This window comes from Rhodohalobacter sp. 614A (genome assembly GCF_021462415.1).
Lineage (GTDB): Bacteria > Bacteroidota > Rhodothermia > Balneolales > Balneolaceae > Rhodohalobacter.
The window spans coordinates 170787-194405 of the sequence record NZ_JAKEDS010000004.1 but is presented as its reverse complement, the minus strand read 5'-3'; the positions used below and the strand labels follow the sequence as shown (position 1 = coordinate 194405).

The window sequence follows — 23619 nt, the reverse complement described above, 5'->3', positions numbered from 1 at the left end:
GGAAAATTGTTTGCTAAATTGAACGGGTTAGTTTGCTCTTGAATTTACGTGCCCGTTGAAACCATTTTACATAAGTAGGTATTGTCCAGTCGAAGTCACTTTTTTCCTGAAATCTGCAGGTAATGCAATTTCCACAGGGTACCAATCCTTTAAGGGGGAGATAAAAAGGTTGATAACAAAACCAGGTTTTTTTCATTACAGGCATCCAGCCGTTTTGTTTTACAATTTCAAACATCTCTTTTTTATTGATGTTGATGATCGGAAGCTTGAAGTAGCTGAATAGTGTTTTAGATGTTGAATAGATAACCCGCTCTCTCTCAGAAAGGGTTTTAGGATCAGCAGAAAAATTGTTTTTTAGAAACGGCAGATTTTTCCAACCCATATCGTCATTCACACCATTCTCAATCGACATCTCCAACCCACTGATATTGGTTTGTTTACAAAACCCGGCAAGCCAGCTATACTGACGTCCCAAAGGGATATAGTTATTTAAAGTTCGGAGAGCCTGTTCAATTTCTTCATCGTGCTTAATGGTTGCGATGTTGATATAGTTGGTAGGTAATATCAGGTTCTCAGTTTCAGGATATTGTTCAAAGATACTTTTCCTGAGTCTATGCATGCACTGAATTTCAACGCCAAGAGATTTACGAGCCGGATCAATAAAGTAGAATGGTTGTACTTCTTTCTTCTCTTCTAGCAGGATTTGAAGCAGACGGAACGTAGAGTCCCAGCCGCCGGTCCACAGAAGTTTAATGGGTTCTTCAAAATTCATTAAACGAGTCTATTCCAAATTCTTAAATGTTTCTGATAACGTAGTTTGTTTTACCCCTGCATCTTTTATTACGAAATTTTTCTCAAACCACGCCATCTTTTGGTCATAATTGAGCTCTTTTGTTTGATGATACCACCGGTTCCAACGCATTCCCGTTCCTACATAGTTCTCAGGAAGATCTTCCAAATGGTAAGCATCTACTGCCTTTTCCAGTTTGCTCAAAAAATGTGTGAACCCCTGCATATGAAAATGAGCGATGGCCATTTTTGTGGTGTTGTAAAGATCATTAGGCGCCAGAAGCACTCCGCCTTTATGATTTCCCTGGTCGGTATATCCAAAGTTTTTTGCCGGGTAAAAGGTCTTGGTTTGCTGATTGGGTCCGCTTGCCGTTTCTGATGCTGGAAAGTGTTCAAAAATATTCATTTCCACGAGAGGGTCATCATAATCGATCTGGTCCAGAACGGCTTCAAATACGTTAAAGGAATATTTTTTTCCATTAATGGGGATTGAATCAAGATATTTTTTGATGGCTGCAGGCTCGGCATTCATGGATTGATCATCCTCTGATAAGCACAAAAATTCGTCGGCATCCAGAGGAATCAAAATGTCGGCTTCGGATTTATATTGATGCATTAACTGTGTGAGAAGCTTGTGCTTCAAGCTGAAATCCTTCGATGTTTTGGTCACATCCAGACCTTTGTTTTCATATTTCTTCAATAAAGAGAGGCACCCGGGCTCGTCAGATTTATGATCAATAATGTGAATTTTATCTAGATCAATAATAGATGCATGGTAGGGAATCCATTTACGCAACAGGTATGTTTCGTTCCGAATAAATGAAAACAGATGAATGTTCATCGATCAATTAAAACGTTTGGATCTTCAAGAGATAATTTATTTTTCAATTCGTTTGTAGACCAATAATGCTTAAACTTGAATGATTTTTCCCCGGCAACAATTCTACCTGTAAATTTTTGATGGCAGTCAGAAAATTTTCAAAACAAATATTACCTATTTCGGCTTACCATGTTTTACGAGACATCTATGCTTCCGCGAAGGATGTAAGAGGTTTTTTTTTAATCAGGCGCGAATATACAAACTTTTCATTTTTTAAAAACTTGTCCGGAGCTTTACGGATGTTTTTCAGCCCGGAAAAAACTCTTCTTTGTTATCCCGGCCGTCCTTCAAAGTATCATGTAATCTATAAATTATGTGCGTTGTGTGGATACAAGATTTCAATAAATCCACAGAAAAAGGGCGATGTCATTTTTTGGTCGCATAGTTCAACATTTCCCGATCCATCTGATATACAGCGTTTTGCAGAGAGGGGAGAAAAAATTATAAATAGCCACTGCACAAATCTGAGTAAAGAATTAGTCGGCCGCTATTTTGAAGAAATATTTGGTTACTCCCTGGATGTTGATCCTACAACTTACCACGGTTCTATTGTAAAAAAATCAATTTATAACGGAACAAATTTCGCTACCGTTATCGGAGGGCCGATTACTGCTGAGGAAATTCATGATGATTATGTTTATCAAAAAGAAATTAAAAACATCTCCGGGTTTGATGGCCTGACGGTTGTATACAGAGTTCCTGTTTATGCCGGCAAGATTCCGATTGTCTATCTGAAATATCGGCCGTATGAATTTCAGTTTACAGGCCACTACGATAGGGTTGAAGTCAAACAACCGGATGAGGTTTTTGCTGAAGATGAGATTTCCAACATTCTTGAAATGAATAAAAAAATGGGGATTGATTATGGAGAATGTGATGTACTGCGAGACAGCGATGGAAAGATTTATGTTGTAGATATAAACAGCCATCCCGGTGGGCCGCCGCGGAAAATGTCTCATCAACAAAAGGTAAAAACCTCAAAAGTTTTGATTCCTTTTTTCAAGAACCTCATCGAAGAATTTACCAACAGGTAGTTCGTCTCTTCTGAAAAATCAGAACACAATATCCAGTCGAGATTTTCTGTTTATTTTAGGCGTGTTGAGGTGAGGAAACTGAAACTAAAGAGCAAAAAATTAGCAGCATTCCGATCAAAGAATGCTGCTAAATATCATCTACAGACGGCTATTACCCCATTTGCAAAATTAACATACTTTTATCAATAGCTTTCTGCAATAAGTATTTGAACGTAATTTAATTACGTATAAATACGTAGCATGATTGAGTTATCCGAGATTTTCTTCCATGGCATACCGAACAAGAGCAGCTGTATTTTTTAGCTCGAGCTTGTTCATAAGATTAGCCCGATGTGTTTCTACAGTACGTGTGCTGATAAAGAGTTGGTTTGCTATTTCTGCACTTGTGTAACCCTTCACGATTAATTTCATGATTTCTCTCTCACGTTTTGTAATCAGCTTTTTGTTTGCGGTAGGCGTTTTTTTGGTGATGTCTGCATACCTGCCAATCATCATTTGTGAAGCCGTTTTGCCAAAAGCCTGTTTACCGTCATGTACATGGAGGATGACATGAATCAATTCATCAATGGAAGCATTCTTCGTCAGATAACCTTTAACACCGGCTTTCAAAGATTGGTTAAGATGCGAGATTTCTGTGGAGTGAGTTAAAACAACAACGGCCGCATTTTTGTTGACCTTTTCAAGTTCCTGCATCAGGTCATGAATATTCATGTCGGATATTCCCGAAGAAACCAGGCAGACAGAATTAGACGACTTTTTATAGTGCCTGACAAGTTCTTTCCCCGAGGTACAGACTTTCCCCAGCTGGATCTTTGAGGATTCTTTTAAAACAGTTTCTAACCCGCGCCTGTAGATGTCAGAACTTTCCGCAACTAATACATGAACTTTGCCCATAATGATCGCTGAGAGGTCCGTCTTTTAAAGGAAGTATAGATCTAATTGCGAACAAAGTGGGACAATTTCCATTCCATGAATAAAGAGAGGAGATTGCTTTATATGTCCGCCATAACTTATAAAACTCTGTACAACCTTCTTTTACAACTTTGAATATAATCCTTTATCCTAAAATGTAAAGTTTTTTTATGATAGCTTTGATTATGGCATGATAGCATTCAATAGATATAAGCTTGAAAAAGATTTAACCGTCCATAAAAAAGTTCGAATCCAATTTGTTTGGATCAGTTTTTGAATGGTTTGTTCATCGTATCCGTTCGATAATTTTCCGTGAAGGGGTACTTGTACTGAAAACGTTACAAGCCATATGAGGATGACAACCACAAAGCCGAAAATATTCAAACCGGTATGCGTTTCAGATTGGAAGGAAAGAATGCCTGATGTTACCAGTTCCAAAATCATCAATGGGGCTACTATCAATGATATCCGGTTTTTGTGAAACGCGATGTGCTCCACAAAATGTACCTGATCGGAACGCAGGAAAAATGGATAGTGAACCATTTGCACGCACCAAATCAACCCGGAAAGTGCAAAACTGCTGAAAATATTGGCAATAAGGATAAGGTTCTGCATAAAAGTTTAAGATCAAATGAGCGAATGGTTATCAGAATGATTATTTTTGCCGCTTACAAAGAAAACGATTTAATACAGATTTAATCAATAAGATTTTTATGAGTTGGAACCGAACCCATACATGTGGCGAATTAACGAGTAGTAATGAGGGAGAGGAGGTAGTGCTGAATGGCTGGATTAATACCCGGCGCGATTTAGGCGGCCTTATTTTTATCGACCTCCGGGACCGGTATGGAATTACACAGATTGTATTCGATGAAACCAATAAGGAACTGCATGAATTGGCTGAAGATCTTCGCACGGAGTTTGTAATAGGGGTGAAGGGAAAAGTGATTGAAAGGGACGAGGAAACCGTAAATCCTGAGATGTCTACCGGCCAGATTGAAGTAGAGGTTACCGAACTGACCGTTTACTCCAAAGCGGATACGCCTCCGTTCGAGATAAAAGATGGAATTCCGACAAATGAGGAGACGCGCCTTCGGTATCGGTATCTGGATATTCGCCGGCCCGAAATCCAGAAGAAGCTGATGCTACGATCGGATGTATATCACTCGGTTCGCAATTTTTACCATGAGAACGAATTTGCTGAAGTGGAAACCCCGGTACTGATGCGTTCTACTCCGGAAGGTGCGCGTGATTATTTGGTGCCAAGCCGTGTAAATGCTGGGCGGTTTTTTGCATTGCCCCAGAGCCCACAGACATACAAGCAATTATTAATGGTTTCCGGAATGGACCGCTATTTCCAGATTGTGAAATGTTTTCGGGATGAGGATTTAAGAGCTGACCGACAGCCGGAATTCACACAGATTGACGTTGAAATGTCGTTTGTTGATGAAGAAAATATTTATGCAACTCATGAAGAGTTGATGGTAAAACTTTGGAAAGAACATTTAGATGTGGATATAGAAACACCTTTCCAGAGAATGCCATACGAAGAAGCCATTCACAAATATGGGTCCGACAAACCCGATCTCAGGTTTGGCCTGGAAATCAATGATATCTCACAAGATGTGAAGGATTCCGAGTTCAAAATTTTTCAGTCAACCGTTGCCAAAGGCGGTGCTGTGGTTTCCATCACGGTTCCCGGTGAGGGAAGTATGGGAAGAGGCGCACTCGACCGATTGACCGAACGCGTTCAATCGCAGACCGGTGCAGCCGGAATGATTTTCATGAAGCTTCAGGAAGGCGAAATTACGTGTAGTGTCGGTAAGTTCCTGGATGATGAAACCATGGCTAACATGGCAAATACATCTGGCGCCAAAGATGGAGACTTGGTGTTAATTCTTGCTGGTCCGTCACCCGATGTGTTTAAGCAAATGGGAACGCTGCGTTTAATGGTGGCCAAAGATTTTGATCTCATCAGAAAAGATGAAACGAAATTCTTGTGGGTTACGGATTTTCCGTTACTCGAGTGGTCCAAAGAAGATTTACGATATCATTCGCTTCATCATCCGTTTACGGCGCCGAAACCAGAAGATGTGGCATTGCTGGATGATGAACCCGAGAAAGTGAAGTCACGGGCTTATGACCTTGTTCTGAACGGAAATGAGCTTGGCGGCGGCTCCATTCGTATTCACGATTCCGAGTTGCAACAGAAAGTGTTTAATGTACTCGGTATTGATGATGAAGAAGCGGAAGAGAAGTTCGGATTTTTAATGAACGCTTTTAAATACGGAGCGCCTCCTCATGGCGGAATTGCTTTCGGTCTGGATCGGCTGATTATGCTGATGTCCGGCGCGCAAAGCCTGCGGGATGTCATCGCATTTCCGAAGAATCAAAAAGCACAGAGCCTGATGGATAATTCACCGGGCACAGTGGATGAAAAACAACTCCGAGAGCTTCATATTTCATTGAGAAATACTGCAAAAAGTAATTAGTGTGTATGTCATTGCGAGCCAGGCGAAGCAATCTCAGGATTTATCACCACGGATAGATTGCTTCGTCGGAGCGTCTTCTCCTCGCGATGAATCCAATGCCAATGACGATTAATAACCAACCATCAATTAAAGCGAAAATAATTTGAAAACTGCCGGAATTGACGGCTGTAAAGCCGGCTGGATTTTGATCACATTTGACGAAGACAATCCCAAATATGAAGTACTGCGTACCGATGATGATTTGAAGGATGCCTTTCATCGGTTTGATCGTATTTTTATTGATATGCCAATCGGCCTGGAGGATGACCAATATACACGCGAATGCGATGCGCTTCTACGAAAAAAACTGGGTCCGGAATACGCGGCAAGTGTATTTAATCCGCCCATTCGTCCGGCTTTGCATGCACCATCTTACGTGGAAGCCAACATGCAAAGTTTTGAATTCACCGAAAAGAAAATGACTGTTCAGGCATGGAATATCACGCCAAAAATAAAAGTGGTTGATCGATTTCTGACTGAAGAGCCCGAACTTCAGAATGTGGTTTTTGAGAGCCACCCGGAGCTGCTTTTTATGAATTTGAATGGCGGAATGATTTTTCAGAAGAAGAACACGAAGAAAGGATTACGCCATCGGCTCTCACTGGTGAGCGAACGGGAAGATATCGCCAAGGATTTTTTCCGGGATATCAAAGAGGATTTCCGGCGAAATGAGGTAGAGGAAGATGATATCGTGGATTCCATGGCTCTTGCACTCGGTGCAAAGCAATCTGTAGAAAAGGGGATAAAAACACTTCCTGAAAACCCGGAAAAAGACTCAAGCGGGTTGATTAAAGCAATTCATTACGTTTAATCTAAAGTGAATCACCGGATGAGTGAATGTGCTTAAAGTATTTTTTAAGCTCTCAAACATTCATCCGATGGCTCTTGCGGATAAACAGCTTTAACTCTTATCCAAAATCTTCTTGTACTTAACGCCTGCCTTGTGCACTCGGTTCAAACCATTGAATGCCGCAATTTTGTAGGCTTCTGTGTACGTCGGGTAATTGAGAACCCGTTCAATGAAATACTTGATACTTCCATTATGCGCCATGATACTTTGGCCCAGATGAATCATATCGGAAGCATGCTCACCAAAAATATGAACACCCAGTAATTTCAGGTTATCCGTTCGGAAAACGAGTTTCAGGATTCCTTCTATTTCATGATTGAGGTCGGCGCGGGTCAGGTTTTCGAAATAGGCGCGGCCAACGGTTACATCAATATCCAAATCTTGTGCCTGTTGTTCGGTTAATCCAATCCCGGAAATTTCAGGTATTGAATAAATGCCGTATGGCATGCTGGTATCGCTCATTTCTGCGACCACTTTATTTCCAAACATTTCGCATGAAGAAAGCCGTCCCTGCAGAAAAGATGCGGATGCAAGTGCGGGATAACCAATCACATCACCCGCAGCAAAAATGTTGGGAATATTGGTCTGATATTGATCATTCACTTCAATATAGCCTTCAGCATCTCTTTTTACGCCCAATTCGTCCAGGCCGAGATTATCTGTGTTTGGAATTTTTCCACCGATGTAAAGCACATGATCGGTTTCAACAACCTGAAGCCGATCGTCCGTTTTGGTTCGGAAAAGAACTTCGTCGCAAGTTCTCAGATCATTGCTGGAAATATTTTCAATCGTGGTGTTATTGAAAATTTGAATGTTTTTCTTCCGAATGGATTTAAAAACGGAGGTTTTGATTTCGGAATCGAGAAATGGAAGGATTTCATCCAGATCGCTTAAAATGGTAACGCGGGTTCCCAATGCTGCAAAGATGGTAGCGTACTCAAACGAGATGATACCGCTGCCCACAATCACAAGTCGGCGTGGAATGTGCGTAAGATCCAGTATGGATGAGTAGTCCAGCACTTTGGTCTGATCAATATTTACATTTTTGGGAGACGAAGGCCGGCTTCCGGTAGATATCAGAATGTATTCGGCTGTATAGGTTTCCTTATTGTCGATATTGGTAAAAACCTCTACCGTATTTTTATCAACAATTTTACCCCAGCCACGGGCGGTATCTACCTCATTTTTGATAATATCATCCTTGATTTTTTTGTTCTTGCTTTCAAGGATGGGGCGCTTGTAATCCATAATATCTTCCATTCGGAAGCGTTCGTAGGGTTTCCGGCCCTTTTCATCACCGAATTGATAATGGTAAGACTGAATTAGTTTTGCCGCTGCACGCAGCGCTTTACTGGGCACCGTTCCTTTATTAACCCAGGTACCTCCCAGGTTAGCATCGTTCGATTCAACAATAAGTACCTTTTTGTCAAATTTTGTGCTTTGCATGGCACAGGAAAAACCAGCGGGTCCGCTGCCGATAATGATTACGTCGTAATCGTACTTCATAAAAATCTAATAATTATTCTTTTTCAAAGACCAAAGATAGAAGAAATAAAAGAGCAAATCTTCTCAAGTTTAATGAATATCTGGTGGAGCTAAAAAAGTTGGAACGTTTTTGATCTAATTTGATATTATCAGTAATGTAAGAACCAATAGTTAACGTATTGACGTTAAATACATTAGAGTAGTAAACTTAAATCATAAAAAAGAAATATAATGGCTTACGAACTTCCTGAATTACCATATGAACATGATGCGCTTGAACCAAGCATTGATAAAAGAACAATGGAGATCCATCATGGAAAGCATCATCAGGGATATACGAATAAGGTGAATGCAGCTCTTGAAGGGCATCCTTTTGCGGATCTGCCGATTGAAGAAGTGTTGAGCAGAATTGAAGAAGTTCCTGAAGACATTCGTCAGGCAGTTATCAACAATGGCGGCGGATATGCCAACCATTCACTCTTTTGGACTGTTTTGTCACCCAATGGCGGCGGAGAACCTTCCGGAGAACTTGCTGAAGCTATCAATGAGAAATTTGGCAGTTTTGATGAATTTAAAGACAAGTTTTCATCCACTGCCGCCGGACAATTCGGCTCTGGATGGGGCTGGTTGGTTGTAGATAAATCAGGCGATCTGAAAATAATCTCAACTGCGAACCAGGACAGCCCATACATGCATGGATTAACCCCTATTTTGGGCGTTGATGTTTGGGAACATGCCTACTACCTGAATTACCAAAACAAGCGTCCGGATTACTTGTCTGCAATCTGGAATGTTGTTAACTGGGATCAGGTTGAAGAGAATTACAAGAATGCCAAGTAAACGCGCATTCAAGATTGATTTAACTAAAAAGGCGCTCATTTGAGCGCCTTTTTTTATTTGCCTAATTCAAGTCGATAAGAAACCATTCATCGTTTTCGCCCAAATTTCGGCTCATTGCAAACCGCATATTTGCCTGTCGCTGGCTTCGTTGCCCATAATTGTCCCGTTGGCTTGGCGTTGAAGAACTTTCGTCCCGGAAATTAAAATCCGGCGGTTCGATAGAAAACCCGAGCCAGATTTGATCTTTCGTGAGATTAAAAAGGGATGTCTCGCCCAGTGGAATTTTCATTTCCATGGAGATAAATCGCTGTTCTTCATTTCCTGCAATTTCAAAGCCGTCAATTTCCAGCTGAGACTTATCGATAAATCCATATTCTGGATCGTTATTTCCCAGTGGGCGTTCTACAATCATAATATTGGAAAATAGTTGCTCCGAAAGGTTTTCCATGAGCTCGGTATTTTCGGGTTGGCGCATCCACTCCATGTCCGTTGTAAATTCCTCAAATGCATTGGGATATTGCCTCAGCAGGTTGAAAGATCCCGGAGGAAAAGCCAGGCCGGAGCGTTTCCTGTTCTCTTCAGAATCACTTAAATAAACAATTAAACCCGATCTGGTAATAGCACTGTACTTCATAATTCCTTTTACGTCCACAAACAGATAGAGATTATTTCCAACGACGGTAGCATAATAATCAACACCATCGTCCGATTTTAGCAGTGCTTCGTTTGTATTCCAGTTCGAAAGACTTCCGTCAACTTCTATGGGTTGATCTTCCTGATGAACCGTTAATTGCTCCGGACCAGAACAGTTCAGAAGAAAAACGAATAAAAAGAGCAGCAGAAATAATCTTTGGTAAATCATAGACATCGGGTTTCTGTATTTTTTAAATGAGTGGTAATTAGAATAAAGAGCGAATATTTAAAAATGAAATGAAATTTTGATCATCAATTTTAACTAACGGATTCATAATAAATATAGAAGACCCGCTGGTATTAAAAGTGATGAATTATCGTTATATTTTGAGTGTAAATTTCAAACAAAACGAAACTGCTATGCAATTTGGATTTGGCGTAGGCCCCGATACCTCCTGGATGAGGAAAGAACTTACGGATGTAGGAGTTGAAGAGCTTAAAACTCCCGAAGATGTTGACCGGGCTATGAAAGAATATGATAAGGGAACAATGCTGATGGCCATTAATTCTGTTTGTGGCTGTGCAGCTGGAAATGCCCGTCCCGGACTTTCCATCGCATTAGAAAATACGGCTCAAAAACCGAATCACCTGGTAACGGTATTTGCCGGCCAGGATAAGGAAGCGACTGCACGGGCGCGAGAATATTTTAGTGAGTATCCTCCATCTTCACCGGCATTTGCATTTTTTGTAGACGGCGAAATCAAAGCTATGATACCAAGACACAGAATTGAAGGGCGAACCCGCGAAGAAGTTGCCCAGGATCTGGAAATGGTTTTTGATGCGTTTATAAAAGAAGGTCAGGATAAAGGCTGATTTCAGTTATCCTGATTTTTACCACAAAATTAAAAGGCTTGTCTTTGAGAAAGAGACAAGCCTTTTTTTGTTTAAATTCGTGTGGTCAGAATGTTTCCGGAGAGCCAAAGCTGAATCTGCCTGTATTGGATATTGAAGTATCCCTGATTTCGCTGAAGTAAATAATTGTCGAAGGGGAAGAATTCATTTTTCATTTGAGGCCGCTCAAAGGTATAGTTATACCTGGGATCCGTTCTGTCATAAGAATATGACCAGACCATTGTATTCAGATATCGGTCTACATACCAGGGCGGGCCAAATAAAATGTAGATCATTCCTAGATCGGTTTTCCAGCCCTCTTTGAAATTAGTGAACTGTTTATTAGCCTGTTCAACCCGTTCATAATAAAGGCTGATGACGGATTTTGCTTTGTTCATATTACCGATGTGCGACAACCAGAAACGGTCAATGGCTGCTTTAAGGGAGTCGGAATCCTGGATCTCCATCATTTCTTCATGTTCGCCCCTGTCCATCAAATAAATTAAAGGACGGGCCAGTTCTTGGGGAGTTTGCACGGTGGGGTAGTGCTCACTTTTAATAGAGAAATCCCTGGCTTTGTAAACTTCATCTCCATTTTCATCGGTAGTTTCAACTTCAAAACGGTATGTACCCTTCTCCAGCATTGCGTATTTAAATTCAATCAATACACTTCCGGGTTGGTCCAGGCGCCGTGTTATAAAATCGATTTCCTCCGGACCTCTCATTTCCACACCCACGTATGGCAAGGTTGAGGGGCTGTAGTTATTATAATTCATGGGGCGTGCAACAGAAGTATCCGCCTCATATTTTAAAAGCCGGGAACGAATTTCCAGTGGATCTTCCATATCGTTATTGGTAACCTGAAACATAAACTTCAGACTATCTAACCCGGCCGAAACGGTATACGTGGTAATGGGAGTATACTGAGGGGTTGCTCTAATATTCTCGGCGTTTGGTTTACCAAGAAGGCGAACAGTTGTTAAATTGATCTGGGGATTTTCCGGATCGGGTATTTCTGCCTCGCTCGATCGGCTGGTTGCCTTGCCGGAGGACTGATCCAAAACGGTTACAGTAACATCGTAGTCACCTGGCTCTACTTCAATAGATTCTTGATGGGTAAACACCTCCTGGCTTTGATAGCCGGCGGCGAAGTCGGCTTCTACACTAAAATCTCGGCGAACCGTTTTTGTGAATTCTCCTTCTTTTTCAAGAATTCGAATTTCAAGAGAAACCTGCGCCGATCGTACGCTGTCTTTTGTTGAATAGATTAAACTTCCAAGAACAATATCAGTGGTAATGTCTACTAACGCTTGATCATCTTCGCTCAGTAAGCCGATAGAAGACATTCTTACTTCTGGATATCCATCCTGGAAACGAAATGTTGAACCTCGTTCAACATCGGGGTTTGATGAGCGAACACAACCTGTTGCATATCCTGTAAAAAGTAATATTATCAACAGGCTTGCCGTTTTAAATTTGGTTTTCATGGAAGCGGAAGTCATCAGAAAGTTAAGTTTGCATTATTATAACAGTATAAACTGCGGGATAATTGCTTACCTTTAGCAGTATTTATATTATCTATTCAAAAATTTTCTCAATAACAAACGCATATTTATGTTAGGAAGTGCCCGAAGGACTAAAATTGTCTGTACATTAGGTCCAAGTAGTAATACCCTGGAAGGGATTGAACAACTCTACCAGGCAGGAATGAACGTTGTTCGAATTAATTTTTCTCACGGTTCGCACGAAGATCACAAGCGAACCATTGGCTATGTTCGTGAAGTTGCCCGAAAGCATCAATACTCTCTACCGGTTTTGATGGATCTCCAGGGTCCGAAAATTCGCGTCGGAAATATGAAAGATGGTGGCCAGTTTGTTGAAACCGGATCCATCGTAAAGTTAACAACCGAAAATATTGAAGGAACCAGTGAAGTTGTTCCCATTGATTACCCCAATCTTGCTCAGGATGCTGTGGAGGGCAACCAGATTTTAGTTGATGATGGCCTTCTTGAGTTGAAAATCATCAAAAAGAATGGTTCTGATTTAACAGCGAAAGTGGTTGTGGGAGGAGTTTTGAAATCACGAAAAGGGGTCAACCTCCCGGATGTGGATATCTCCATGTCGTCCCTTACTGAGAAAGACATCAGGGATTTGGAGTTTGGGCTGGATGTAGGTGTGGATTTTGTAGCGATGTCTTTTGTACGGTCGGCCCGCGATGTGCAGGATGTAATTTCCCGGATTCGCGCAAAAAATAGTAATGCAGCGATTATCGCCAAGATTGAAAAACCGGAAGCTGTTGAAGTGATTGATGAAATTATTGAAGAAGCGGACGGAATTATGGTGGCCCGCGGCGATTTGGGTATTGAGATCCCGAGTGAGCAGGTTCCGCTGGTTCAGAAAAAAATTATTGAACGGTGTCGTATGGCCGGGAAACCGGTTATCACAGCTACGCAAATGCTCGATTCCATGATTAATAATCCGCGGGCAACCCGTGCAGAAAGCTCAGACGTGGCGAACGCCGTTGTTGACGGAACGGACGCGGTAATGCTTTCAGGTGAAACAGCAGCCGGAAAATACCCGGTCGAAGCGGTTAGAACGATGGCTAAGATTATTAAATCTGTTGAGGATAATGCCTCTTCTATTTACTACAGCCTGAAATACAGAAAGCCCGATTGGAAAGAGAAACAGGTTATTGAATCGCTTGCCTATTCGTGTGTTACAATTGCCGACAACGTGGATGCTAAAGCAATCAGCACGATTACACATTCCGGAAATACCGCGAGAAGAATTGCCAAATTCAGGCCCCGCGTTCCGGTTGTGGCATTTACCGAAAGCCAGATTGTGCGGCGCCAGTTAAATTTGGTTTGGGGTGTGAGTTCCGTACGGCTCGATGAAATTTTTGATACCGATATGAGCGTGAAAATGATGGAAGATTATCTTTTGGAAGACGGACTGGTGAGCAGTGGAGATAGAGTAATTATTGCTACAGGAATTCCATTGGCAAAACGAGGCCGAACCAATATGATTAAAGTAAGCACCATTAAAGACTCCTAAATTAAATACGCTGCCTGGAAGAATGGCGTTTAACTAATGTGAAAAAAGCTGTTCAAATAACGGTTCTTGCATTTCTGCTTGCAGGCTGCGGAAGTCTGAAGCAAGGATGGAATAATTTTACAGCATACTACAACACATTTTACAACGCCAAGAAGTTTTACAATTCCGGGTTGGAAAAAAATCTGAATCAGCTTCCGGAAATCAATCCAAACCAGCCCATTCGGGTTCACCCTTCACCAACCAATGCTGGTTTGGAAGATTTTGAAAAAGCGATTGAAAAAGGGAGCGGCATTCTTCGAAGTCATGAGAATTCAAAATATGTAATACCGGCGTTATTCATTATCGGGAAATCTTATTACTACCGGTCTGAATATTTTGCCGCTCTCGAAAAATTCCAGGAGCTAAACGCGCTTGCAACCAGCGAAGACCGGCAGGAGGCAATTGTCTGGCTGGGTTTGACCTATCTGGAAATGTCGAACTTCGATCAGGGAATAGAAATCCTGGAGTTTGAAATGGATGGTGATATGGAGTGGACACCTCACTGGAGAGCAGAGGCGGATATTGTTCTCGGCGAGCTTTACACGGAGCGGGAGAACTGGGTGACCGCTTCAGAACATCTTCAAAACTCACTCACGAATATAGAGAGTGACGAGAAAAAAGCGCGGACTCAATTTCTGTTGGGCCAGGTTTTTGAACGGATGGGTGATTTAAATCGAGCCCTTTTTTCTTACAACAGGATCAACGAACTCCGAACAGATTTTGATCTTGAGTTCAATGCCTTTCGAAAACAAGCCGAAGTGTCGAGGCAAATCGGAAATTATGATTATGCGGTTAGCATCTACAGGAGAATCCGCCGCGATGATAAATTTCTTGAATACCGCAGTGATCTTCAGTATGAAATTGCCCGTAGCCTTCACTTGAAGGGAGATGTAGATGCAGCCATCACAAGCTATAATAATGTACTTTCGGATCGGGCCCAGACGCCTGCCAATATCACCATAGCCAAAACCTATTATGGTTTGGGAGAGATATACCGCGATGATAGGGGAGATCTTGGACTGGCTGCCGCCTATTTCGATTCGGCAGCTTCTCAAAGAGTGGATCAATCATTGCTGGTTGAAGATTTTGATGCACGGGAACTGGCCACTTCTTTTGGGGAATATGTCTCCATCAAAAGAGATATTGCAGGAAAAGACAGTTTGATGAATCTTGCTGAAATGGACCCGGAAGAGTTGGAGGCATTTATCGAGGAACTGAGACAACAGGAACTGGAGAGAATGGAAGAGGAGCTTGAGGAAATAAATGATCAGCGAAACCAAATGCTGGTTGTCGATTCAAGCGAGGAACCCGTACAGGCCGCTGCCACAGCGGAATATGGATTTTTGAATATCGAAAGCCCACCAAGGCTTGCCGATGCAAGTTTGCAATTCCAGGCTGTTTGGGGCGATCGTCCTTTGGCCGATAACTGGCGTCGGCGTGAAGCTGTGAGCGGCAGCCGGTTTGATCAAATAAGTGAAGGCAGTACAGAATCGAATCAACGCCTCAACAGGGAGTTGACCTCCACAGGTATCGAGCCCACCATCGATACAAGTGATATTCCCTTTTCGGAAGAAGCGAAAACGCAGATGCAATCGGAAATCGAAGCTCTGAACTATCGGCTTGGAAATGTCTTTTTCCTCTCCTTGGATATGCCGGACAGCGCAAAGGTTTATTATCAAAAAGTGATTGATTCCGGATACGATGAAGAGCTAATTACAAAGTCCATATACTCCATTGCAGAAGTTGAACTTTTGAATAACAATCCTGATCAGGCCAGGCAATGGTATCAAAAACTCAGAGAGAGAGATTCAGCCGCGAATTTTTCAAACCGCCTTGCAGAACGACTTGACATTGAACAGGGAGAACAATCTGATCAGCCTGCCGCTCAACCACAACCTGAGTATGTTTTTTTTGCAAGTGATTCTGCCACGGCTTCAAACGAATTGGTGATGTTATCGGACAGTACATCCAATGAAAATATTCGCCCATATTTACTTTTAGACAAAGCGAAAAATTACATGCAAGAGGCCAAAAACCAACCTGGTTTCGATGAGTCGATTCGCCAATGGTACGAGAGAGAAGAAGCATTTAAATCCCAAAAAGATGAGCTTCAGGCTCTGAAAGATTCAGCGCAGGTAATACTTTCAGATACAAGCCTGACCGAAGAACAATTACAGCATTGGCAACAGATCGCAGATTCAACACTTTCCGAACCGGATTTTTCCGATGTTTTTCCCTTTGAAGGTGCTTACTGGGACAGCTCCCGGACCGTCCTTTCCCAAATTGAAAATCAATATTCTTCAAGTAAAATCATGCCTCAGGTTCAAATCCTGCAACAAACACTCGCCAAGCCAAGTGCTGATTCCGCACTTGCGGATTCTTCTTTTGATGAAGCTTTTGAACAGGCTTTCGATGGGTTGGATGGAGAGGAATTGTCGGAATATCAACGATGCAGTGATTTGGGAATGAATGTAAATGTTGACGGCGGGATCGACTCGTTTATGAATTCACTAAGTTATCCGTCCTGGACGAATGACGTTTCTATTCGGGGAGAATTGGAATACCTCTTTACAATTGCACCGGACGGAACGATACAATCCTACGAACAAATCAGCAAAATGGATCGCTCAGGCATTCCCCAGGCGGTAGAAGCCGGTATTGAAAATAGCCTTCGCTTTACTCCTCCGGAGGAAGAAGAGACTGTTCAGTGCACGGTTATTTTTCCGTTCAATCTCTGATTTTTCGGATGTGATAGATATGCTCAATTCCATGCTTCTCAAGATATTGAGCCAATCCTTTATTGATTTTTCTCACAATTCCTGGCCCTTCATAGACAAGAGCAGTATACATTTGTAAAAGATCGGCACCGGCTTTTAGTTTCTCAATGGCATCTTCGGTTGTGCTGATTCCACCCACACCAATAATTACTTTTTCTCCTTTGGTTTGGGCATAAATTTTCCGAATCATTTCGGTGCTTCTCGTTGCTATTGCTTTACCACTCAACCCACCTCTTCCAATTTTTTCAACGACCGAAGAAGAAGATTTTAAGTTTACCCTTTTGGAGGATGTGTTGGTTGCAACGTATCCGTCAATAGCGTGATCTTCGCAAATGGAAATCAGTTCTTCAAGCTGAGAGTCTTCAAGATCAACAGAAAATTTTATAAGAACCGGGGGAAGGCTTGAATCTTTTCCAATCTCAAGATGCTCGAGTAAAGCATTCAGCGTTTCAGGTTCTTCAAATGTTTTACCCTCTGTTGTATTGGGGCAGGAGATGTTCAGTGTAACGTAATCGGCAATATTCTTTAGAATTTCAAAACTGTACACATAATCCTGGATGGCGTCCTCTCCCGTAATGGATGGATCATGAGTTTTTGCAATATTGATACCCATGGGAATCGGCAGATCCAGTTTTTTTAACCGTCTTGAAATGGTTTGAACACCATCGTTATTCAATCCGAGGCGATTGATGAGGGACCGGTCGGCCGGAAGGCGAAAGCTTCTTGGTTTGGGATTTCCTGTAGATGAATTCGCAGTTATACTTCCGATTTCGAGGTATCCAAAACCCATTTTTGATAGAACCGGGGCCATCGTTGCATTCTTGTCAAAGCCGGCGGCGATTCCAATGGGGTTAGGAAACTTCAACCCGAAAATATTCTGTTCGAGACTTGGGTCGGAGTAGGAATAGATAGATCCTACTGCTTTTTTCATCCATTCATGCTGGGCCACGGAGGAAGCAAATCTAACAGTGGCCTCGTGGGTTGTATCCGCAGATAACCGGAATAACAGAGGCCGGGCTAAATATTTATACATAGTTTTGGGTCCGAACGCGTTTTCTTAAAGGTACAGAGTGAACGGTTAATAACGAAACTTGTTCATTGTAAATAATAAATCTGTTATCATTCACCCCATGGAAATACTTCCTAAAAATTTGACGATCGACGGGATTTATGAGAGTCTGAGTGGATATCCTCTGATGATTCTTGAATCTCAACTGAAAGATCATCGCTCCTCCAAAAGTTCTTTTATCGCAGCCAAACCCCAAAGTTCAATAACCGCAACCGGTACAAAGGTTGAGATTGTAGAAAATGGGGATAAACAAACCTTGGAGATGAATCCATGGGAGGCTCTGAAACAGTTTCGTGCTCAAAAGAAAAGATGGCTTTTTGGATTTTTGGGTTATGATCTGAAGAATCATACCGAAGGTTTGGAATCACTAAATTCACCGCTGACGGACGTTCCTGATCTCTATTTCATGGAACCTGAAATTCTCATCAAAATTGAAAACAATGAAGCGGAAGTTCTTTTGGGAGATTTTTCTGTTGAGATGAACTCAAAAAACCCTCTTCCCGGTTCGATTGAAAATGAGCTGGGGGCATTAATCCGTAAGAATGAGTATATCCGGAATGTTAAAACTATCCAGAAGAAGATCCACAATGGTGATTTTTATGAAATGAATTACACCTTTCCATTATGTGGGTCCTACATGGGTGATCCTTTTTGGCTCTATTCCAAAATGCGTGACATCAATCCCGTACCTTTTGGCGCATTTATTTCTGATGAGAAATTTTCCGTTTGCTGTGCTTCTCCGGAGCAATTTCTGAAAAAACAGGGAGACAGTATTCTGTCCGAGCCAATTAAGGGAACTGCCGCCCGGTCTCAGGATAGTGAGTTGGATGCCATCAATCGTAAACAACTTCTGAATGAAAAAAATCGTGCGGAAAATTTGATGATTGTTGATTTGGTGCGGCACGATCTTGCAAGAGTTTCAAAACCGGGGTCGGTGAAAGTATCCAATTTGTATGATGTTCAGACATTCGGTACCGTTCATCAGCTTATTTCAACGGTTGAGTCCGTTGCACGCGATGGCATTGATCTTGTTGATATTATTGAAAGTTGTTTCCCGATGGGTTCGATGACCGGCGCGCCGAAAATTGAAGTAATGAAAACCACTGATGAAATTGAAATGTATAAACGTGGAATCTACTCAGGTGCCATAGGTTATATAACTCCGGACGATGATTTTGATTTTAACGTTGTCATCAGGACGGCCATTTTACAAGGCGACTCGCTTTTTTACCCGGTGGGTGGAGCCATTACCAGCGATTCTGACCCGGAGTTGGAATGGGAAGAGTGTATGATAAAATCCAGGAATTTGACAGAAATTTTTGCAGAAGAATCCAATCTTTAGAAATGAAGCTCTTGGTTTTTAAGTTAAAGAGTTAAATAAGCATTGAATCAACAAATTGAGATGACAAAAAAAGAAACAACGTTTGGCCAGTTAAAAGAAAGTGGTTGGAAATCCGTATCCATCAAGGAGGAAATGCGGAGAAACCTCATTCGGAAAATGAAAAACAAAGAAGCATTATTTCCTGGAATCCTGGGATATGAAAAAACGGTGATTCCACAGATTCAAAATGCAATTCTTGCCAAGCACGATTTAATCTTACTGGGACTTAGAGGACAGGCTAAAACCCGGATTTTACGGATGTTGGTCCAGTTATTGGATGAATACATGCCGATCGTTAAAGGTTCTGAAGTGAATGACGATCCCTTTCAACCCGTATCGAAATATGCCAAAGACCTGCTTGATGAAGAAGGAGATGAAACTCCAATCGAATGGATTCACAGAAGCCGGAGATATGGAGAAAAATTAGCCACTCCGGATACAACCGTTGCCGATTTAATTGGTGACCTGGACCCTATTAAAGCTGCTTCAAGAAAATTGGCTCTGGCTAATGAAGAAGTAATCAACTTTGGGTTAATTCCACGCACAAACCGTGGCATTTTTGTAATTAACGAGCTTCCGGATTTACAGCCGAGAATCCAGGTAGCCTTACTCAACATTATGCAGGAAAGAGATATTCAAATTCGTGGTTTCAATATTCGAATTCCGCTGGATGTGTCGATGGCGTTTTCTGCCAATCCCGAAGATTACACAAACCGCGGAAATATCATTACGCCTCTGAAGGACCGGATTGATTCACAAATCATCACACACTATCCGCGTGAAATGGATGTTGCTGTGGAAATCACAAAGCAGGAGTCGTGGACCGATCGGGAGGATGGAGTGAAAGTGAACATACCGGACAGCTATCGTATGATTCTGGAAAATGTGGCTTTTGAGGCCCGAAACAGCGAGTATATCGATCAGAAAAGTGGTGTGTCTACCAGGATGACAATTACAGCGATGGAGCAAATTATTTCTGCTGCTGAACGCCGGGCGGTAAGTAATGATGAATCAGAGGTAACTCTCAGGATTACGGATCTTTACGCAATGATTCCGGCCCTTACCGGAAAGCTGGAACTTGTGTATGAAGGCGAGCAGGAAGGGGCAACGAATGTAGCCAAGCACATCATTGGAAAAGCGGTGAATAAAACATTCAAGAGCTATTTCCCGGATCCCCAAAGACGGTCGGAAAGTGAGGAAGAAGGTGAATACCAGGATATTCTGGACTGGTTTGCGAAGGGAAATTCACTTGAAATTCCAGACTTGTTAAGTACTACCGGGTACAAAAACCGGTTAGATCAGATAACAGGGCTGAGCCAAATCGTAAAAAAATATGCTAACGATTCTGATGATAACATCTATGCATTGATGGATTTGGTTATTGAAGCCTTACATCAAAATTCAAAGCTTGGAAAAGAAGATACGGACGAAACCCGAACTTACTCCGACATGTTGGGAAGCATGCTTGGTGGCATGACCGGGTTTGATGATGAAGATTATGGTGAGGGCTGAGTTTTAAAATTTCAATGTAAAAGCCGTCTCTTTTTCGGGCTCAGAATGAACCTGAAGTGCTCCGCCATGAAGTCGCATGATTTGACGGGATAAACTCAGGCCAATTCCCGTGCCTTTATCCGGATCATTTCCCGCGGTTGAATAGAACGGAATAAAGATTTTCTCAAGATCTTCTTTTTTGATGCCGGGACCGTTATCAATAATGTCAATAAAAACCCGTCCGTCAATATTGATCCCGGCTTTGTAGGTTAATTCGGGATCATCAACCCTTCGTAAAGCTCTCAGGGCATTTTTGGTCAGATTAATCAGAATCTGTTCAATAAGTTGGGGATCGGCATGCAGTTCAAGCGTTTCTGTTTGCAGTTCGGTTTTAACAGTAATCCCCTGTTTTTCAAATTCCGCTTTCATCAGGTGTTCAATTCGGTGAAGCAGTTCTTTCACAGAAAAATGTTCGTAGTTCGGAGTGGGGATTTGTGTGAAATCCCGGTAGGAGTTTACAAACCGCATCAGGCCGTGGCTGCGCTTGTTGATTGTGTTGAGAGCTTCATTCACATCACCAGCCGTTTCAGGATCCAGCAATACCTGATTGTTCTCTTGTTTTGAACGCTGTTGAACCAACATGTGGATGGTCCCGGAAAGGGAGGCAATTGGAGTGATGGAATTCATGATTTCATGCGCCAGCACCTGTGTGATATTCTGCCACGATTCCATCTCTTTTTGTTCAAGTTCGGTTTGAATATTCTGGAAAGAAACCAATTTAAAGGCTTCACCCCGCATTCGAAATTCAGTTGCATCAATGGCGAGCTCCAGAATCTCATCAGCAACAGAGATCCTTAGAAGTGATCTGCCGCCACCTTCCAGTTTGGTAATCGTTTCGGCAAGCTTCCCTGAAATATTTTTGAAGGAGTTGATGGTTCTCAGATTTGAAGAACCGAAGAGGCGTTTTGCAGCCCGGTTAATGAGAACAATTTCTCCGTCTGCATTCACACAAATCAGCCCGATACCGATATGCTGAACAACAGTCTCCAAGTATCGGAGTGTATCTTCTTTTTTTCCCCGTTCCTCTTTGAATTTATCGATAACGCGTGCAAAAGCTTCATTCAGTTCCTTGAAATTACTTCCCAAACCATGATTTTGAAAAGTGCCGGTGAAATCAGAATAGCGAATGGATTCCAGGAACCGCGTGAGAAGCAAGTTGGTCTTTTCAACAAACTGGATCAGAAAAATGATTTGAAGAATCGTCAGAATAACCAGGAAGCCGATGCTGATGTAATATTGAGTTTCCATCAACAAGTACAAAAGGAGAAAGAGGGTTACTGTCAGCAACAGTACCCGGATTAAAATGCCCAAACGAAAGCGTTTAATCATATTTTTGATATCATTGTTTTGCCTATTGCCTATTATGGGATAATTGCTTTCGTAGTTGTCTACTCTTCAATTTACAAATTTGTTGTTCGTGGTCAGTTGTTAGTTGTTAACATGATTTCTGGCAACTGGCAACTGGCAACACACAACTAACAACAATCAAACTCACAACTCATACTTCTCCATTCTTCGGTACAGCGAGGTTCGGGTCAGGCCCAGATCATCCGCTGCGCGTGAGATATTTCCCTGATGTTTCTCGAGTGCTTTTTGGATCACGGTTTTCTCGATTTCTTCAAGATTCAGATCGTCTACAGGAATTTCATGAGAAGCTCCTGTTCCGGATGTGAGCAGAAAATCGCCGGGTGATAAAACGGACTCGTCTGAAAGAATCACAGCCCTTTCAACAGCATGTTCCAGTTCACGAATATTCCCCGGCCAATGATACGATTTTAAATGAGCCAACGCCTTATCTGATAGTTTTAGATCCTCTTTTTTGTATTTCTTTTTGTACTGCTGCAGAAAATGGTCGGCCAGAAGATCGATATCTTCATTTCGTTCTCTGAGAGGCGGAAGGTGAATTTCAATCGTGTTAATCCTGTAAAGTAAATCCTGTCGGAACGTGTTGTTGGCCACTTTTTCTTTAAGGGATTCATTTGTGGCACAAATAAGCCGTATGTCAATCTCAATCGGTTTGTTGGAGCCGATTCGCACAATTTTATGAGTTTGGAGAGCGGACAATAATTTGGGTTGAAGATGCAGGGGAAGGTTTCCGATTTCATCCAAAAAAAGTGTACCGCCGTTGGCAATTTCAAATCGTCCCACGCGCGATTCCCGCGCATCGGTAAATGCTCCTTTTTCGTGTCCAAACAGTTCACTTTCGAAGAGATTTTCATGGAGGGCACCCATGTCGACCGTGATAAAGGTATTCTCATTGCGGTTGGACCGGCGATGAACCGCCCTGGCTACCAATTCTTTACCGGTTCCGTTTTCTCCCGTAATTAATACATTGGCATCGGTTTTTGCCACCTTTTCGATGGTGTGAAAGACCTTCTGCATAGCCGGACTTGTACCAATTATATTTTGATAGGGCTGTTCAAGATCGGAGCGAAGCGTGTCGTATTTACTTTTTAACTGCTGAACTTCTCGTTTGGATGTGCTAAGATTAACGGCTGAATGAACGGTTGCCAAAAGCTTTTCATTTTGCCAGGGTTTCAACACGAAATCAGAGGCGCCTTTTTTAACCGCTTTTACGGCTTTTTCGATATCACCGTAGGCGGTTATCAGTACAACCGCCAAAGAAGAATCGATTTCCAGAATTTTATCCAGCCAGTAAAATCCTTCCTCACCACTGCTTACATCATCATGAAAATTCATGTCGAGAAGAACCACATCATAATCGTTCTCCTGAAGTTGTTTGGGAATTTCCTTGGGATTAGATTCAACATGAACTTTTTGGACATGTTGTTTGAGGAAAAGCTGGGCTGCATGCAAAACATCTTTATCGTCATCAACAACAAGAACCCGACCCATTTTTAACTGTTTATTCATAGCCCTTATACTTAAACATTTTCCTTAAC

Annotated in this window: 19 protein-coding genes; 9 read left to right on the top strand and 10 right to left on the bottom strand. The window is 42.1% G+C overall.

Translation table 11 applies throughout. From position 1 onward, the window contains the following. Positions 1-13 precede the first annotated feature (13 nt). Entirely contained in the window at positions 14-772 is a 759-nt protein-coding gene (locus L0B18_RS17755) for a 7-cyano-7-deazaguanine synthase (RefSeq protein ID WP_234573224.1), read from the bottom strand. A 9-nt stretch (positions 773-781) separates the two neighbouring features. Then, complete coding sequence (locus L0B18_RS17750; protein WP_234573223.1) at positions 782-1630, bottom strand: glycosyltransferase family 2 protein; 849 nt, start codon at positions 1628-1630, stop codon at positions 782-784. 260 nt (positions 1631-1890) lie between these two features. Between L0B18_RS17750 and L0B18_RS17745 the strand changes: the two genes are divergently transcribed. Beyond that, the gene (locus L0B18_RS17745; protein WP_234573222.1) at positions 1891-2703 is read left to right on the top strand and encodes a hypothetical protein; all 813 of its coding nucleotides are present in this window, start codon (positions 1891-1893) and stop codon (positions 2701-2703) included. A 249-nt stretch (positions 2704-2952) separates the two neighbouring features. Here L0B18_RS17745 and L0B18_RS17740 read toward each other — a convergent pair whose 3' ends face one another. Then, on the bottom strand, positions 2953-3597 hold the full coding sequence (locus L0B18_RS17740; RefSeq protein WP_234573221.1) for a response regulator transcription factor: 645 nt from the start codon (positions 3595-3597) through the stop codon (positions 2953-2955). Between the two features lie 201 nt (positions 3598-3798). Next, on the bottom strand, positions 3799-4230 hold the full coding sequence (locus L0B18_RS17735) for a hypothetical protein (protein WP_234573220.1): 432 nt from the start codon (positions 4228-4230) through the stop codon (positions 3799-3801). Between the two features lie 98 nt (positions 4231-4328). Between L0B18_RS17735 and aspS the strand changes: the two genes are divergently transcribed. Beyond that, on the top strand, positions 4329-6107 hold the full coding sequence (gene aspS / locus L0B18_RS17730) for an aspartate--tRNA ligase (protein WP_234573219.1): 1779 nt from the start codon (positions 4329-4331) through the stop codon (positions 6105-6107). A 142-nt stretch (positions 6108-6249) separates the two neighbouring features. Further along, entirely contained in the window at positions 6250-6957 is a 708-nt protein-coding gene (locus L0B18_RS17725; protein ID WP_234573218.1) for a DUF429 domain-containing protein, read from the top strand. A gap of 90 nt (positions 6958-7047) precedes the next feature. Here L0B18_RS17725 and sthA read toward each other — a convergent pair whose 3' ends face one another. Beyond that, a complete protein-coding gene (gene sthA, locus L0B18_RS17720) occupies positions 7048-8502 on the bottom strand; it encodes a Si-specific NAD(P)(+) transhydrogenase (protein WP_234573217.1) in 1455 nt (484 codons plus the stop codon). Between the two features lie 210 nt (positions 8503-8712). Here sthA and L0B18_RS17715 point away from each other — a divergent pair, with 210 nt between their 5' ends. After that, entirely contained in the window at positions 8713-9321 is a 609-nt protein-coding gene (locus L0B18_RS17715; protein WP_234573215.1) for a superoxide dismutase, read from the top strand. Between the two features lie 61 nt (positions 9322-9382). Here the strand turns inward: L0B18_RS17715 and L0B18_RS17710 are convergent, their stop codons facing one another. Next, the gene (locus tag L0B18_RS17710; protein WP_234573213.1) at positions 9383-10183 is read right to left on the bottom strand and encodes a hypothetical protein; all 801 of its coding nucleotides are present in this window, start codon (positions 10181-10183) and stop codon (positions 9383-9385) included. Positions 10184-10374: 191 nt separating this feature from the next. Between L0B18_RS17710 and L0B18_RS17705 the strand changes: the two genes are divergently transcribed. After that, positions 10375-10827, top strand: coding sequence for a BrxA/BrxB family bacilliredoxin (locus tag L0B18_RS17705; RefSeq protein WP_234573212.1), 453 nt, complete (start codon positions 10375-10377; stop codon positions 10825-10827). Between the two features lie 71 nt (positions 10828-10898). On the opposite strand, the gene L0B18_RS17700 is transcribed toward L0B18_RS17705, so the two are convergent. After that, complete coding sequence (locus L0B18_RS17700; RefSeq protein ID WP_234573211.1) at positions 10899-12332, bottom strand: GWxTD domain-containing protein; 1434 nt, start codon at positions 12330-12332, stop codon at positions 10899-10901. 127 nt (positions 12333-12459) lie between these two features. On the opposite strand from L0B18_RS17700, the gene pyk reads away from it, so the two are divergent. Continuing rightward, positions 12460-13899 (top strand): pyruvate kinase, encoded by a 1440-nt coding sequence (pyk, locus tag L0B18_RS17695; RefSeq protein ID WP_234573209.1) that lies wholly within the window; start codon positions 12460-12462, stop codon positions 13897-13899. 38 nt (positions 13900-13937) lie between these two features. Further along, positions 13938-16676: a type IX secretion system periplasmic lipoprotein PorW/SprE gene (gene porW, locus L0B18_RS17690; RefSeq protein ID WP_234573207.1), complete on the top strand. Its 2739-nt coding sequence runs from the start codon at positions 13938-13940 to the stop codon at positions 16674-16676. Here the strand turns inward: porW and L0B18_RS17685 are convergent. Next, positions 16666-17748 (bottom strand): quinone-dependent dihydroorotate dehydrogenase, encoded by a 1083-nt coding sequence (locus L0B18_RS17685; protein WP_234573206.1) that lies wholly within the window; start codon positions 17746-17748, stop codon positions 16666-16668. The two genes, porW and L0B18_RS17685, sit on opposite strands and share 11 nt — an antisense overlap. Positions 17749-17845: 97 nt before the next feature. On the opposite strand from L0B18_RS17685, the gene L0B18_RS17680 reads away from it, so the two are divergent. Together L0B18_RS17680 and L0B18_RS19980 are read left to right on the top strand one after the other, a co-directional pair. Beyond that, positions 17846-19126: an anthranilate synthase component I family protein gene (locus L0B18_RS17680; protein WP_234573205.1), complete on the top strand. Its 1281-nt coding sequence runs from the start codon at positions 17846-17848 to the stop codon at positions 19124-19126. A 60-nt stretch (positions 19127-19186) separates the two neighbouring features. Continuing rightward, positions 19187-20677 (top strand): magnesium chelatase, encoded by a 1491-nt coding sequence (locus L0B18_RS19980; RefSeq protein ID WP_234573203.1) that lies wholly within the window; start codon positions 19187-19189, stop codon positions 20675-20677. A gap of 3 nt (positions 20678-20680) precedes the next feature. Here the strand turns inward: L0B18_RS19980 and L0B18_RS17670 are convergent, their stop codons facing one another. Further along, the gene (locus tag L0B18_RS17670; RefSeq protein ID WP_234573202.1) at positions 20681-22045 is read right to left on the bottom strand and encodes a sensor histidine kinase; all 1365 of its coding nucleotides are present in this window, start codon (positions 22043-22045) and stop codon (positions 20681-20683) included. A gap of 162 nt (positions 22046-22207) precedes the next feature. After that, complete coding sequence (locus L0B18_RS17665; RefSeq protein ID WP_234573200.1) at positions 22208-23590, bottom strand: sigma-54-dependent transcriptional regulator; 1383 nt, start codon at positions 23588-23590, stop codon at positions 22208-22210. Positions 23591-23619: the final 29 nt, after the last annotated feature.